At 60.3% G+C, this 15,812-nt stretch carries 11 protein-coding genes and 1 pseudogene; all 12 read left to right on the forward strand.

Annotated elements, in window-relative coordinates; genetic code table 11:
- Positions 1–23 precede the first annotated feature (23 nt).
- The 12 genes and pseudogenes from KUF73_RS03920 (at position 24) to KUF73_RS03975 (ending at position 15,811) form a co-directional block, all read left to right on the forward strand.
- Positions 24–1,232 (forward strand): lipid-transfer protein, encoded by a 1,209-nt coding sequence (locus tag KUF73_RS03920; protein WP_218436718.1) that lies wholly within the window; start codon positions 24–26, stop codon positions 1,230–1,232.
- Positions 1,229–2,386, forward strand: a complete 1,158-nt coding sequence (locus KUF73_RS03925) for an acyl-CoA dehydrogenase family protein (protein WP_218436719.1) — start codon at positions 1,229–1,231, stop codon at positions 2,384–2,386. Before KUF73_RS03920 ends, KUF73_RS03925 begins: the two co-directional genes overlap by 4 nt.
- A gap of 310 nt (positions 2,387–2,696) precedes the next feature.
- Positions 2,697–3,413 (forward strand): annotated as a pseudogene (locus tag KUF73_RS03930) (acyl-CoA dehydrogenase family protein).
- A gap of 11 nt (positions 3,414–3,424) precedes the next feature.
- The gene (locus KUF73_RS03935; protein ID WP_218436720.1) at positions 3,425–4,213 is read left to right on the forward strand and encodes a crotonase/enoyl-CoA hydratase family protein; all 789 of its coding nucleotides are present in this window, start codon (positions 3,425–3,427) and stop codon (positions 4,211–4,213) included.
- Between the two features lie 167 nt (positions 4,214–4,380).
- Complete coding sequence (locus KUF73_RS03940) at positions 4,381–6,213, forward strand: DUF1302 domain-containing protein (protein ID WP_218436721.1); 1,833 nt, start codon at positions 4,381–4,383, stop codon at positions 6,211–6,213.
- A 26-nt stretch (positions 6,214–6,239) separates the two neighbouring features.
- Positions 6,240–7,607 (forward strand): DUF1329 domain-containing protein, encoded by a 1,368-nt coding sequence (locus KUF73_RS03945; RefSeq protein WP_218436722.1) that lies wholly within the window; start codon positions 6,240–6,242, stop codon positions 7,605–7,607.
- Between the two features lie 135 nt (positions 7,608–7,742).
- Positions 7,743–9,941: a LuxR C-terminal-related transcriptional regulator gene (locus KUF73_RS31535; RefSeq protein ID WP_218436723.1), complete on the forward strand. Its 2,199-nt coding sequence runs from the start codon at positions 7,743–7,745 to the stop codon at positions 9,939–9,941.
- A 132-nt stretch (positions 9,942–10,073) separates the two neighbouring features.
- Positions 10,074–11,426 carry a coniferyl aldehyde dehydrogenase gene (locus tag KUF73_RS03955; RefSeq protein WP_218436724.1) on the forward strand — a complete coding sequence of 451 codons (1,353 nt, stop codon included), beginning with the start codon at positions 10,074–10,076 and terminating at the stop codon, positions 11,424–11,426.
- 29 nt (positions 11,427–11,455) lie between these two features.
- Positions 11,456–12,541, forward strand: a complete 1,086-nt coding sequence (locus tag KUF73_RS03960; RefSeq protein WP_218436725.1) for a Zn-dependent alcohol dehydrogenase — start codon at positions 11,456–11,458, stop codon at positions 12,539–12,541.
- Between the two features lie 170 nt (positions 12,542–12,711).
- Positions 12,712–13,905, forward strand: coding sequence for an acyl-CoA dehydrogenase family protein (locus KUF73_RS03965; RefSeq protein ID WP_218436726.1), 1,194 nt, complete (start codon positions 12,712–12,714; stop codon positions 13,903–13,905).
- Between the two features lie 10 nt (positions 13,906–13,915).
- The gene (locus KUF73_RS03970) at positions 13,916–15,058 is read left to right on the forward strand and encodes an acyl-CoA dehydrogenase family protein (protein WP_218436727.1); all 1,143 of its coding nucleotides are present in this window, start codon (positions 13,916–13,918) and stop codon (positions 15,056–15,058) included.
- A gap of 273 nt (positions 15,059–15,331) precedes the next feature.
- Complete coding sequence (locus KUF73_RS03975) at positions 15,332–15,811, forward strand: SDR family oxidoreductase (RefSeq protein ID WP_256345383.1); 480 nt, start codon at positions 15,332–15,334, stop codon at positions 15,809–15,811.
- The last annotated feature ends 1 nt before the right edge of the window (position 15,812 follow it).

Genomic DNA, 15,812 nt, shown 5'->3' on the forward strand with positions numbered 1-15,812 from the left:
CCCTCTCATTTTCAGGTGACACCATGAGCGAAAAAGTATTGGTTGCCGGCGTCGGCATGATCCCGTTCCGCAAGCCCAGCGACAGCCCGACCTACGTGCAGATGGGCGCCGAAGCGGTGCGCCGCGCCCTGGCCGATGCAGGCATCGATTACAACCTGGTTCAGGAGGCTTACGCCGGGTACGTCTACGGCGACTCCACCTGCGGCCAGACCGTGTTGTACGAAGTCGGCATGACCGGGATTCCAGTGGTCAACGTCAACAACAATTGCTCCACCGGTTCCACCGCGCTGTACCTGGCGCGCAAGGCCATCGAGTCTGGTTCCGCCGATTGCGTGCTGGCGGTCGGCTTCGAACAGATGCAGGCCGGGGCGCTGAAATCCCATTGGGACGACCGGCCGCCCACCCGTGAACGCTTCCTGCCGATCCTGCGTGGCCTGACCGCCGATCTGGATGGCATGCCGCAAGCCATCCGGACCTTTGGCGGTGCCGGGCGTGAGTACATGCACAAATACGGCACAAAAATGGAAACCTTCGCCGCTGTGCGCGCGAAGGCCAGCCGTCATGCTGCCAACAACCCGCTGGCACTGTTTCGCAAGGTGCTCAGTGTCGAAGACGTGATGAACGACCCGGTGATTCTGCCAGGTGTGTTGACCCGTCTGATGGCCTGCCCGCCGACCTGCGGCGGCGCGGCGGCAATCCTGGTGTCCGAGCGTTTTGCCAGGAAACATGGCCTGCGCCGCGACGTGGAAATCGTCGCCCAAGCGATGACCACCGACACCCCTGAGTCATTCAATTTCGAAAAGCCGTCGCTGCTCGATTGGGTCGGCACGCACATGACCCACGCGGCCGTGAGTCAGGTCTACGAGAAGGCCGGTGTTGGCCCGAAAGATATCGACGTGTGCGAGCTGCACGACTGCTTCGCTCAGAACGAAGTGATCTGCTACGAATCGCTGGGTTTCTGCCCCGAGGGTGGCGCGGAAAAATTCGTGATGGACGGCGACAACACCTACGGCGGCCAAATCGTGGTTAACCCGTCTGGCGGCCTGCTGTCCAAGGGGCATCCGCTGGGTGCCACCGGTCTGGCGCAGTGCTACGAGCTGACCCAGCAACTGCGTGGCAAAGCCGAGCAGCGTCAGGTTGCAGGGGCACGCCTGGCGATGGCGCATAACCTCGGTCTGGGCGGTGCCTGTGTGGTGACGCTGTACGGAAAAGTCAGCGGGGGTGGCCAGTGAGCAGCTTGCTCGACGCCTTCCGTTTGACCGCGTTACCCGCACACGCGGAGGCGTTTCGCGCAGAGGTCAAAGGCTTTCTGGCAGCGCACCTGCCAGCCGTCTCGGCCGATGTGCGGGCGCGCAGCTGGACCGGCTTCGATGCTGAATTCAGCCGCAAGCTGGCCGGTCGTGGCTGGGTCGGCTTGACCTTGCCCGCCGCCTACGGTGGTGCCGGGCTGGATGCGTTCAGTCGCTTTGTCCTGGTCGAAGAGCTGCTGTCTGCTGGTGCCCCGGTGGCGGCGCACTGGATCGCCGATCGCCAGAGCGGGCCGTTGATCCTGAAGTTCGGCAGCGATGCGCAGAAAGATTTCTACCTCCCGCGTATCTGCGCTGGCAAAGCGTTTTTCTGTATCGGCATGAGCGAACCGAACTCCGGCTCCGACCTGGCCAGCGTGCGCAGTCGCGCCACCCGCTGCGAAGGTGGCTGGCGCTTGAGCGGGCGCAAAATCTGGACCACCAACGCGCATCACGCCGACTACATGATTGCCCTGGTGCGCACCAGCGGTTCGCCCGAGGACCGCCACAACGGTCTGTCGCAATTCATCATCGACCTCAAGCAACCGGGTATCAGCGTGCGTCCCATCGTCGACCTCGCCGGCGACGCGCACTTCTCTGAAGTGGCGTTCGACGATGTATTGCTCGACGAAGACGCATTGGTGGGCGAGGAGGGCAGCGGCTGGAAACAGGTCAATGCCGAACTGGCCTTCGAGCGCAGCGGGCCGGAGCGTTTCTACTCCAGCGTGGTGCTGCTTGATCTATGGGCCAACACCTTGCGCCGCACGGGTGCCAGCGCCGCCGAGACTTCGTTGCTCGGCAGTTTCCTTACGCAACTGACCAGCCTGCGCAACCTTTCGCTGGCGCTGACGGCGTTGCTTGCACGGGGCGAAAGCCCGGTGGTGGAGGCAGCATTGGTCAAGGACATCGGCACCGAATTCGAACAGTCGATCCCGGCGGCGATTGCGGCGGTGATCAGCGCTGACCCGAATGCTCCGGTCGATGAGGCGTTGTACCGCACCGTCGCTTACCTGAACCAGGTCGCACCAACCTTCTCGTTGCGCGGCGGCACCCGGGAAATCCTGCGCGGCATGATCGCCCGCGGCCTCGGCCTGCGTTGATGCACATCGAATAGGACACATCGACATGTTCACTGAAGCGATTGAAAAAATACTGACTGACTTGTGCACGCCGACGCTGGTTCGCGCGGTTGAAAGCGGCGACGGCGCAACGGCGCTGTGGAATGCGCTGGAGGAGGGCGGGTTTCTGGAGTTGTTGACGCCGGAAGTGGCCGATGGCGCGGGGTTGATGCTGTCGGCGCTGTTCCCGATTTTTCTTGCGTTCGGGCGTCATGCATTGCCAGTTCCGGCAGCCCAGAGCATCGCCGCCCGCGCGTTGATGCGCGACTGCCCGCAATTGCCACCGGCCGGCATGCTGACTCTGGCCGGCACAGCTTTTCGAGAGGCCGATGGTGTGTTGTGCACGCCGCGCATGGCTTACGGCCTGTTGGCGGACTTCGCACTGGTGAACCTGGATGGCGAGTTGCTGTTGCTCGATTGCAGTCAGGCACGGCGTGAGCCCAGTGGTGTTCACGCCAGTCAGTGCGCCACGTTGTATTGGTCGCGGGAAACCGTCGGCACCGTATTGGGCGACAACGGCGAAGAAGTTCGACTGTTCAGCGCCGCAATCCACGCGGCGGCCATTGCCGGGGCCATGGAGCAGGTTCTCGACACAACGCTTGAGTACTGCAATGACCGGGTCCAGTTCGGCAAGGCCATCGGCAAATTCCAGGCGGTTTAGCACCAGCTCAGCGTCATGGCGGAGCAGGTAGCCGCTTCGCGAATGGCCGCTGAAGTGGCTTTTTCCGGCGATCAGCCGGTCCCTTCGTTGATCCAGGCGGCCATCGCCAAGGCGCGCACCAGCATGGCGGTGCCGCAGGTGACGGCCATCGCCCATGCGCTGTTCGGTGCCATCGGCGTGACTGAAGAGCTGGACTTGCAACTGCTCACCCGACGTCTGCACGAGTGGCGCGTCAGCGAAGGCTCGGAAACCTGGTGGAACGGCATCGTCGGCCAGGCATTTCTGGCGCAGCCGAATGCGACCGCTTGTGAATTCGTGCGCCACGTTATCTCGTCGCAAACCGCTTAAGGACTAGACCCATGAGCAACTTTCTGAAATACGAACAAGAAGGTCATGTCGTCACCCTGACGATGAACGATCCCGAACGCCGTAATCCGCTGACCGGCAATAGCGCCGTTCCCGAGTTCCTCGAAGCCATCGAACGGATCGAACGCGACAGCAGTGTTCGCGCGGTGATCATCACCGGTGCCGGCAGCGCATTTTGCTCTGGCGGCAACGTTCGCGATATGGACCGCTACGCGCAGATGTCGGGGATGGAATTGCGTCAGGAATACCGCACCGGTATTCAGCGTTTACCGCTGGCGCTGTTCAATCTGGAAGTGCCGGTGATTGCAGCGGTGAATGGCGCAGCCATTGGCGCAGGTCTGGATTTGGCCTGCATGTGTGACATCCGCGTGGCGTCCGAGCAGGCGAAGTTCGCCGAGAGCTTCGTCAAGCTGGGGATTATTCCCGGCGACGGTGGTGCGTGGTTGTTGCCTCGCATTATTGGCCTGTCACGCGCCACTGAACTGACGCTGACCGGGCAAATGATCGATGCCCGCCAGGCGGCGGAATGGAACCTGGTGTCCCGTGTAGTACCGGCCGAACAACTGCTGGACAGCGCCCGCGAACTCGCGACCGCGATTGCGGCCAACCCGCCACACGCGGTGCGGCTGGCCAAACGGTTATTGCGTGAAGCCTTGCACACACGACTCGACACGCTGCTGGAAATGTCCGCCAGTTTCCAGGTGATGGCGCACCAGACCGCCGATCACCGCGAAGCCGTTTCGGCGTTTATCGAGAAACGCCCAGCCACGTTTACCGGGTAAGTGTCACCGAGCGTAACGCCCGCTGAGCGCATCTCAAACCGGGCCGTTACGCCGCTGGAAAATCACACGGAAACACTTCATCCAAATCACCCGATCGGGTGTGAGGACAACACGGGCGCCTCGCTAGCATGGGCGCTCACCACGTCATCCTTAACCGGAGAAACCGCATGACAAAAACAACAATGCGCGGAGTCTTCCAGCCAAGTCTGCTGGCCGTAGCTGTAATGATTGCCACCTGCGCGAGCAATCAGGCTCACGCTGTTGATTTCAATATCGGGGAGATTCAAGGCTCGTTCGATTCATCGCTGTCGATCGGTGCCAGTTGGTCGGCGGCCAACCCGGACAAGCAGTTCATTTCCAACTTCAATAGTCAGGGTGTAGCCGGTGGTGAATCTGCCTCCCGGACCACCGACGACAACCGCCTGAATTTCAAGAAGGGTGAAACCTTCTCGAAGATCTTCAAGGGCGTGCATGACCTGGAGCTGAAGTACGGCGACAGCGGCGCGTTTGTGCGCGGAAAGTATTGGTATGACTTCGAGTTGATGGACGAGAGCCGTCCGTTCTACGACATCGATGACTCGGGGCGTGACCGCGCCGCCAAGTCGTCCGGGGCAATGTTCCTCGACAGCTTCGTCTACCACAACTACACCCTCGGCGATCAGGTCGGCAACGTACGGGTCGGCAAACAAGTAGTGAGCTGGGGCGAGAGTACGTTTATCGGCAACTCGATCAACAGCATCAACCCGATTGACGTAGCGGCATTGCGCCGGCCCGGTGCGGAAGTGAAGGAAGGGCTGATTCCGGTCAACCTGCTTTACGTGTCGCAGGGGCTGGCCGACAACGTTACCGCTGAAGCGTTCTATCAGTTGCAGTGGGATAAATCGGTGGTCGATAACTGCGGTACGTTCTTCGGCAGTGACGGCGTACCCCAAGGCTGTAATGACCGCCTGGTAATCGCCGGTCTCGACTTGCCGCCGGGTGTGGCCAAGAACACCGGTGGTTTGGCTGCCATCGCGGCGGGCACCGACGATGCCTACATTCCGCGCTTGAAGGACAACGATGCGCGCAACAGCGGGCAATACGGCCTGGCGTTGCGCTGGTATGTCCCGGAAGCCAACGACACCGAGTTCGGCGCCTACGCAATGAACTACCACAGCCGCAATCCGTACTTGAGCATCAATCAGATGACCAGTGCGGCAGGCGGTGTGACCTCGGCGCGCAGCACCCGTTACTTCATCGACTATCCGGAAGATATTCGCCTGTACGGCCTGAGCTTCCAGACCAACGTCGAGGGCGTATCGCTGGGTGGCGAAGTCAGCTACCGGCCGAACATGCCGCTGCAACTGAACACCGCCGACTTGCTGTCCGCCGCCACCTTCGGCGCGACTTCGCCACTGATCACCACCGGTTTCGCCGGTCGCACGCTGGGTGCCGAGGTCAATGGCTACAAGCGCATGCCGGTGACGCAGGCGCAGGTAACTGCAACCCAGTTCTTTGAGCAGGTGCTGGGAGCGAGTCGTCTGACCTTGATCGGTGAAGTGGGTTACAACCACATCAACGGCCTGGGCAAGGCCGATGGCTCTGACCTGCGTTTCGGTCGTAGCCCGGCCTTCGGCTCCGGCGAGTTGCCGGGCGCAGCGGGCGCGGCCACCTGTCGCGGCACCGCAGCGGGCGCGGCGACGGCGAGCAACCCGGCGCAGGAGTGCAACGACGATGGCTTCTACACCAGCAACAGCTGGGGCTATCGGCTGCGCGGCAAGCTGGATTACCAGAACGTGATTGCCGGTATCAACCTGTCGCCCAACATCGCCTGGTCCCATGACGTTGAAGGTTATGGCCCGAACTTCGACGAAGGTTCCAAAGCCGTCAGCCTCGGTGTGGATGCCGACTACCTGAACACCTATACCGCCAGCCTGAGTTACACCAACTACTTCGGTGGCGATTTCAACACCAACGTCGACCGCGACTACGTTGCGCTCAGCTTCGGCGTGAATTTCTGATGCAACCCTGCCAGAGGTAATTGAACATGAACGCACGTTTTATTCTGCGCGCTGGCGCACTGAGCCTGTCGCTGCTGGCCAGCGGTGTAATGGCCGCCGTCACGCCCCAGGAGGCCGCGCAGTTGGGCACCACGCTGACGCCTTTGGGCGCTCAGAAAGAGGGCAATGGCAACGGCAGCATTCCCGCCTGGACCGGTGGTTTGAAGCCCGGAGCGGCGGTGCTCGATAACGGTTTCCTCGGTGATCCGTTCGCTGGCGAAAAGCCGCAACTGGTGATCACTGCGGCCAATGCCGAACAGTACAAGGACAAGCTGACACCGGGCCAACTGGCGATGTTCAAGCGTTATCCGGACAGCTACACAATCCCGGTGTACAAGACCCAGCGTACGGCGGCGTCGCCACAGAACATCTATGACATTGCCAAGAAGAGTGCGGTAACCACCGACCTGACACCCGATGGCAACGGCTTGCTGAATTTCACGCAGACCCGCTATTACCCGTTCCCGATTCCGAAGAACGGTGTGGAGGTTTACTGGAACCATACCAACCGTTATCGCGGTGGCAACATGGAGCGCCAGGCGGCTCAGGCCGCGCCGCAAACCAACGGCTCGTATTCCATCGTCGAGTACGACGACAAGCTGGCTTTCCCGCAACTGATGGAAGGCGTCGAAGGCGGGCAAGGCGACAACGTTCTGTACTACTACAAACAGGAAATCACCGCACCATCGCGCATGGCAGGTTCTGTGATCCTGATTCACGAGACCATCGACCAGGTCAAGGAGCCGCGCCTGGCGTGGGTCTACAACGCCGGCCAACGCCGCGTGCGCCGCGCGCCGCAGGTCGCCTACGATGGGCCCGGCAACGGTTCTGACGGCATGCGCACCGCCGACAACACCGACATGATGAACGGCGCGCCGGATCGTTATGACTGGAAATTGATTGGCAAAAAAGAGCTGTACATTCCGTACAACAATTACCGGTTGCAGTCGCCGAAGGTCAAATACGACGACATCATCAAACCGGGGCACATCAATCAGGACCTGACCCGTTACGAGCTGCATCGCGTGTGGCATGTCGAGGCCACACTCAAGCCGGGTCAACGTCATGTGTATGCCAAGCGTGACATGTATTTCGACGAAGACACCTGGCAACTCGCCGAGGTTGACCACTATGACGGTCGTGGTCAGCTCTGGCGTGTGGCGGAAGGCTATGCGGTCAATGATTACGAGCGTGGGGCACCTAACTTCGCCATGCTCGCGATCTATGACCTGATCGCCGGTCGCTACAATGTGCTGGCGATGACCAACCAGTCAAAACATGCAACGACCTACGGCATGACGGCAAAGATGACCGATTTCACGCCATCTGCGCTGCGTAACGCCGGCATTCGCTGACCGTTCGACCTTGCCCCAAGCAACGCCCTGTTCGCAGGGCGTTGTGCTTACAGTTTGCTACCACCTGATGCGGGTGGCGCATAAACCATTGGTGCGTTCAATGATGGCATCCACACACCATCAGCGAGGTCCGCCATGTTTGTGCCACGGCCGCATTTGTGCGACGTACTCAAGCGCGAGCAGCGCCGCTTGCATCTCCTTTGCGCACCTGCAGGTTTCGGCAAGACGGCGTTGCTACGCGAGTATTTGAAGGGCGTGGCGACGCCTGGGCGGGTGGTTTGGTTGAGCCTCGGTGGGCGGTTGCAGACGCTTGATAGCTTGACCGGGATGCTGGCTGGCGAACTTGATCTAGCCCTCGATACGGCGGCGGATGCCCTGCTGGGCTATTTCAGTTCCCGGGATGGGGTGACTGATCTGTCGCCATCGCAGGCAAGCCAGCTCCCACAGGGGAATGCGATCGAATGTGGGAGCTGGCTTGCCAGCGATGAGGCCCTCGCAGGCAGTGAAAATCTGACTATTCGTGTGGTCTTCGACGACCTGCCCGCCGCAATGCCGGCAGACCTGAACCAATGGTTCGACCAGCTCCTCGCGCTGCAAAACCCGAATCTGCAAGTACTGGTCACCTGTCGTCAGCGTCCCGACTGGAACCTGCCACACCTGGTGCTCACAGGCGAACTGCTGGAACTGGATGCCCGACAATTGGCCTTGCGTCCGGATGAATTCGAATCGCTGGTCAGTTTGCAGGTGCCCGAAATTGACACAGTCTCACGCGAAAAGTTGTGGCATCAAACAGGCGGCTGGTGCGCCGGAGTGCGGTTGCTGCCCTGCGCGTTGCTCGACCCATACCTCGAACGTGAATGGCTGTCGCGCCTGAGCGACGGACAGCAGGAAATGCTCAACGGACTGGCCCATTTATCCAAGGCCAGCGTCGATCTTTGCGATCAACTCTGGGAAGGACAGCAGGGCGCCCACGTGTTCCAGAGCTTGCTGGACAGTCAGGCTTTCCTGTTCCCGATAGACAACCAACCCGGTTGGTTTCGCTTGTTGCCCGCAGTGGCGCAAGCGCTGCAAAGCCGGCTCAGCGGCGCGCCATTGAATCGGCTGCGCCTGCGGGCCTGTCAGTTGCTGAGCGTGCTGGGGAAAGTCGATGATGCGGTCGAGCAGGCGTTGAGTGCCGATCAACCAGAAATGGCCGCCACTTACATGGAGCGGTTATGGCTGAGCTGGATTTTGAGCGAACGCCATCTAGGCCGCTTCATGGACTGGCGCGAACGCATCGAACCGCAGCTCTTACAGAGCAGCCCACGCTTGATCTATTTGAGCGGCAGGGCGTTGTTGTTCAGTGGCCGATTGAGCGAAGCCGAAGAATGCCTGCACCGCCTCGGGCACTTCCTGCCGCTGCCTGATCCGCAACGCAGTCGGCGGTTACTGGCGAACTGGCAGGGGTTGTATGGAACGTTGCAGGCGTTGCGCGGGAACACCGAACAGGCGCGCCTGCATTGCCATGCTTCCCTTCGTCATCTGACGGCCCAGGATTGGCTTTCAGTGCTGTTGTGCCATTGCACCCTGGCACGCATCGCCATGAAAACCGGTGAGCTGACCGAGGCCCAGGTGCTGCTGGAGCATTCGCTGGAGCTGGCCCGGCGCCAGGGCAGTCGTGACGCTGAAGCGTTGGTGAATACAGACCGGGTGCGTTTGTTGATGCTTCAGGGGCACCTGGGAATGGCGCAATCGCTGTTGCGCTCGGAGCTTGCGCAACTCACGGGCAGCCGAACCCAGCCTTATCCGCTGCTCGGTCGACTGATGTTCCTGCAAGGCGAGTTGCTGTTGCAGCAAGGTCACACGGTTGAAGCCGAACAGGTCGTGCAGGGTGGACTTTTACAAGTGCGAGATTGCTGCGCACCGTTCGTGCTGGATGCCTATTTGTTGTTGTCCGAGATTGCCTCGCGCAACGATGACATTGAACAGGCCCATTTGCTGCTCTACGAAGCCGAGCGCCGAATGCACTGGGGCAAGATCGACAGCGTGTGCTACCAGCGTCCGATCGCCCTGCAGAAAGCCCGGATTCTCGACCGTGAACGGGGTGCAGACAGCGACAAGCCTTCTGTGGCGTGTGTCACCAGCGTGCCGGATTACCAGGACGGTCTGACGACCCGCGAGGTGTCAGTGCTCAAGTTGCTGGCCGAAGGCATGTCGGTGCGCGAGGTCGGTCATCGCCTGTTCATTTCCGTCAATACCGTCAAAACCCACGCCAAGAACATCAACGTCAAACTCGGTGCCTGCCGTCGTACCCAAGCCATCAACAGCGCGAAAGCGATGGGAATCCTGGCTTGAAAACCGTGCGCTTGGCACCACCCACCTGATCCGGGTGGCGGCACCGAATGAATGATGGTCAACCATGCAGCCAGGCCCGACGCTTTGCTGCGCAACCGCGGTGGCGTCCAGACAAAAACAAGAGAGGTAGTGATGAGCGCCATCGAGCATTCGCCGAGCACCGATATCCGCACGATCCTGGAAAAGCAAAGGGCAGCGTTCCTGGCCAGTGAACCCTACACCGTCGAACAACGCTGCGAATTGATCGATCGGGCGATCAGCCTGCTGGTCAACCATGAGCAGGAAATCATTGCGGCCCTGACGGCTGATTTCGGCCACCGCAGTCCGGGATTCTCCAAAGGCAGCGAAGTGCTGTCGCCGTTGGCAACGCTCAAGCACACCAGGGCCAAACTGGCCGAATGGATGGAACCCGAAGCGCGGCATACCGAGCAGGGCGAAGCCTGGGTTCAGTACCAGCCACTGGGCGTGATCGGCATCGTGACGGCCTGGAACGTGCCCGGCTACATGGTGTTCAGCGGACTGGCGGGTGCCTTGGCGGCCGGCAACCGAGTGATGATCAAACCGTCGGAATTCAACCCGCACACCTCGGCATTGATTGCGCGGCTGATCCGCTCGGTCTACGCCGAAGAAGAAGTGGCGGTGGTGCTTGGCGGGCCCGACGTCGGCCAGGCGTTTTGCGGCCAACCGTTCGACCATTTGCTGTTCACCGGCGCTACCAGTATCGGCAAACACGTGCTGCGTGCAGCGGCGGAGAACCTGGTGCCGGTGACGCTGGAATTGGGTGGCAAGTCCCCGGCCATCATTTCCCGCACGGCCGATTTCAAGATGGCGGTGACCAAGGTGGTCGTCGGCAAGCTGCTCAACGCTGGCCAGCTCTGCGTGGCACCGGATTATGTATTCGTGCCGCAGGAATCGGTGGACATGTTCATCGCGGTCGCCAAAGCGGTGGTCGGCGGTTTTCTGCCGACGCTCAAGGACAATCCCGAGTACACCTCGATCATCAATGCACGTCATCTTGAACGTTTACAGGGTTATCTGAGTCAAGCGCGCGCCGCCGGTGTCGAGTTGATCGAGCTGAACCCGGCCGATGAGGATTTCAGCGAAGCGCCACACAACAAGATGGTGCCGACCCTGCTGCGCAACCCCGGGGACGATTTGCAGGTGATGCAGGACGAAATCTTCGGGCCGCTGTTGCCGATCAAACCGTATGAAAACCTCGCCGAGGTGATTGCCTTCATCAACGCGCGGCCACGGCCATTGGCGCTGTATTACCTCGGCAATGATCCCGCCGAAGAGGCGTCAGTGCTCAACCGCACTTGCTCCGGTGGCGTGACCCTCAACGGCGTCATGAGCCATGCCAGCTGCGAGAGCCTGCCGTTCGGCGGCGTCGGCCAGAGCGGCATGGGTGCCTATCACGGCATCGACGGCTTCCGCACCTTCAGCCACGCCAAGGCTGTGTTCCGCTCGCCGGTAAAACCGGCCTGAATGTCTAACTTCATTGTCGAGAAAAACTTATGAAAGCTGCCGTTTTCCATCAGGTTGGAGCTCCGCTGGTCATCGAAGAAGTGGGCATCAGCAAACCGGGCTCGCGTGAAGTGCTGATTCGCACCAAGGCCGTGGGCGTCTGCCATTCGGATTTGCATGTCATTGACGGCTCGTTTCCGTATCCAGGCCCGTTGGTGTTGGGCCACGAGGCGGCCGGCGTGGTCGAGCAGGTCGGCTCTGAAGTGCGTTCGGTCAAGCCGGGTGATCATGTGGTTACGTGCCTCACTGTGTTCTGCGGTCACTGCGAGCACTGCGTGACTGGCCATCTGGCACGCTGCGTTTCCCCGGAAACCAAGCGCGACAAGGACGAGGAATCACGCCTGACCTACGTGCAAAAACCGATGCCGCAGTTCGTCAACCTCTCCGGTTTCGCCGAGCAGATGCTGGTGCACGAAAACGCTTGCGTGGCGATCCGTCGCGACATGCCGCTGGACCGGGCCGCGTTGCTCGGTTGCGCCGTCACCACTGGCACCGGCGCAGTATTCAACACCGCCAAAGTGCGCCCGGGCGAGACCGTGGCCGTGATCGGTTGCGGCGGCATTGGTCTGGCCGCAATCAACGGCGCAGCGCTGGCCGGGGCAGGGCGGATCATCGCCATCGACATGCTCGATTCCAAACTGGAACTGGCTCGCCAGTTCGGCGCCACTGATGTGATCAACGGCAGGGACGGCGATGCGGCCAAGCAGGTGATGGAACTGACCCGTGGCGGCGTGCACCACTCGTTTGAATGCATCGGCCTTAAGCAGACGGCCGAGCAGGCCTTCGCCATGCTTGCGCGCGGCGGCACCGCCACCATTATCGGGATGCTCAAACCCGGCCTGAAAATCGAACTGGACCCTTTCCAATTGCTGCATGAGCGTCGTGTCCAGGGTTCGCTGATGGGGTCGAACCGCTTCCCGGTGGACATGCCACGCCTGGTGGACTTCTACATGGCCGGCAAGCTCAAGCTGGATGAAATGATTTCCCAGCGTATTCGTCTGGACCAGATCAACGAAGCCTTCGATGAACTGCGCCGTGGCGAACTGGCGCGCTCGGTGATCATCTTCGACGAATAACCCCCTGCGTACCGATCCGATATCCCTGTAGGCGCTGTCGAGTGAAACGAGGCTGCGATCTTTGCTTTTAAAGATCAAAAGATCGCAGCCTCGTTTCACTCGACAGCGCCTACAGAAGGATTTTGGGGTATTCGGATCAGGGCACACCCAAGCGCTTTTGGAGTTGATTGATGGACATAAATTTCACGCCGGACGAACGCGCCTTTCGCGATGAGGTTCGAGCCTGGCTGCGCAACCATTTGCCGGTCGAGATGGCCGCGCGCATTTCACAGGGCAAGCGCCTGAGCAAAGAGCATCAAGTGCAATGGATGCAGACACTCAACCGACAAGGCTGGCTGGCACCAGGCTGGCCGGTCGAGTTTGGCGGTACGGGCTGGAGCGATGTGCAAAAGCACATTTTCGACGAGGAATGCTTTGCTGCCGGTGCCCCTAAAGTGTCGTCCTTCGGGCTGAAAATGGTTGCCCCGGTGATCATCAAGTTCGGTACGTCCGAGCAGAAATCGCATTTTCTGCCACGTATTCTCACGAGTGAAGACTGGTGGTGTCAGGGCTATTCCGAGCCGGGTGCCGGCTCTGATCTTTCTTCATTGAAGACTCGCGCCGTTCGTGAAGGCGATCACTATGTGGTCAATGGTCAGAAGACCTGGACCACCCTGGCGCACTATGCCGACTGGATGTTTTGCCTGGTGCGTACCGATCCTGAGGCGCGACAGCAGCGGGGTATTTCTTTTCTGCTGATCGACATGCAGACGCCGGGCATCACCGTGCGGCCGATCATCACCCTCGACGGTGAGCATGAAGTCAACGAAGTGTTTTTCGACAACGTGCGGGTGCCGGTGACGAACCTGGTGGGGGAGGAAAATCAGGGCTGGACCTGCGCCAAGTACCTGCTCACCCACGAGCGCACCAGCATTGGCGGCATCGCGCAAAACAAGGCACTGCTTAGCCGCCTCAAGCACATTGCCAGTCAGGAAGAACGCGATGGTCGTCCGTTGATTGAGGACCCGCTGTTTCGTACGCAAATCGCCGAGGTCGAGATGCAGTTGATGGCCGCCGAAATGAGCAGTCTCCGCACGCTGGCTGCGGTGCGTGACGGCGGCGTACCCGGTGCGGAAAGCTCGTTCCTGAAAATCAAGGGTACCGAAATTCGGCAGGCGATCACTTACCTGATCAGCAAAGCCGTTGGCCCTTACGCCATGCCGTTCATTGAAGACGAGCTGGGTTATGGCAGTGAACCGTTGCTGTACACCGACTACAGCAGTGCGGCCACCTATCAGTATCTGGATTCACGCAAGGCTTCGATTTATGGCGGGGCCAACGAGATCCAGAAGAACATCATCGCCAAAATGATTCTCGAACTGTAAGGGGCCGACCATGGATTTCAAACTGACAGAAGAGCAGCTGATGCTGCAAGACACGGCCGCGCGACTGGTGCGTGACACCTACGGTTTCGAGCAGCGCGAACAATTCAGCCGCACCGGGCACGGCTTCAGTCGCGCGTTCTGGCAACAACTGGGTGACCTCGGGTTATGCGCCGTACCGTTCGCCGAAGCGTACGGTGGATTCGGCGGCAGTGGCGTGGAAAACATGCTGATCATGACCGAGTTGGGCCGGGGACTGTGCCTGGAACCCTATCTGCATTCAGTGATTTTCGCCGGTGGACTGGTCGCACAATCGGGCACAGAGTCGCAGAAAGAAACGCTGCTGACGCAACTGGGCAACGCGGGTTTGCAGATGGCGGTAGCGCTGGATGAACCGCATAGTCACTACCAACTGCACGATGTACAAACCACGGCTGAGCCGGTGAACGGTGGCTGGAAACTCAACGGTCGCAAGTCTGTCGTCGTAGGCGGCCAAAGCGCCGGGCTGATACTGGTTTCTGCGCGTACCAGCAATGGGGTTCGAGACGAGCAGGGCATCAGCCTGTTCCTGGTCGATGCGCAAGACAGCGGAGTACGTCGCCGTTCATTTGCAACGATAGACGGACGCAAGGCCTGCGAGCTGTATCTCGATGATGTCTTCGTCAAAAGCAGCGCGGTGCTGGGTGACGTGGGTCGCGCCTTGCCGGCGCTGCGTTACCAGCAGGGCCGGTGCATCGCCGCACAATGCTCCGAAGCCGTTGGCAGCATGGAAACGGCGTGCGCACTGACGCTCGACTACCTGAAAACACGTCAGCAATTTGGCCAGCCAATCGGCAAGTTCCAGGCATTGCAGCATCGTATGGTCGACATGCGCATCGAACTCGACCAGGCCACCTCCATGACGTTGCTCGCGGCTTGTGTGGCTGATCAGCAGGACAGTGAAGAACGCAGTCGTATCCTCGCGGCGGCCAAGTTTATCGTCAGCCGCGCCAGTCGATTCATTGCCGATCAAGGCATCCAGTTGCACGGCGGCATCGGCCTGACATGGGAATACATGCTGTCGCACCACGCCAAGCATCTGCTGATGGTGGCGCGACAGTTTGGGGATGACGATCACCATCTGCAGACTTATGCGAAGCTCATGCAAGTCGCATGAGCTGACCTGGCTATTGAGTATTGTCGCTGATAGAACGGACCTTGCTGGCGTATACGAATGCAGCAAGGTCCGGACAATCCAAAGCGCTCCTTTTTCTCCCAGTTGCATCGATCGGTTGAATCCACTTCAGAAAAAAACCTGGCGCTAAGCCTTCGCTACGATCTCGTCCCATGCGGTAGGGCTGGGAAATAGCTCGTTCAGGAAACCCACAAACGCCTTCACATTCGGGCTGCCTCGGCGGCTCTCTGGCCACAATGCCTTGATGGAGGGGTTCTGCTCGCCGGCACGTTTGTAGCGGGCAAGGTGCTGGACGCTGATATCGACTACCTGCGGCGAGCGTTCGAAGAGCGTCTATGGGCTTCGTTGCACGCCATCCGGGCGTTGGGAAATCGGTTGTCCAAGGACGGCTCCATCGTCTTTATATCTGGCTGTTTGGCCGACCGGCCCAACGCTCATGGCACTGCCGTGATCGCGGCTGCATCGGCGGCAATGGAAGCGTTGGCACGTGGCCTGGCCCTGGAGTTGGCGCCCATCCGTGTGAACACCCTGTCCCCAGGCCCGATCGACACCCCCATTTTTAGCAAAGCCCTGGGTGAAGGCCGCGATGCGTACGTGCGCGCGTGGGAGCAAGTGCTACCGTTGCATCGCATCGGTAGCGCCGCCGAAGCGGGCGCCGCTACTGTTTTCCTGATGGCCAACACCTTTATGAACGGCGCCACGCTAAACATCGACGGCGGCGCTCGTCTGGTCTGAG

The organism is Pseudomonas sp. PD9R (assembly GCF_019200975.1).
Lineage (GTDB): Bacteria > Pseudomonadota > Gammaproteobacteria > Pseudomonadales > Pseudomonadaceae > Aquipseudomonas.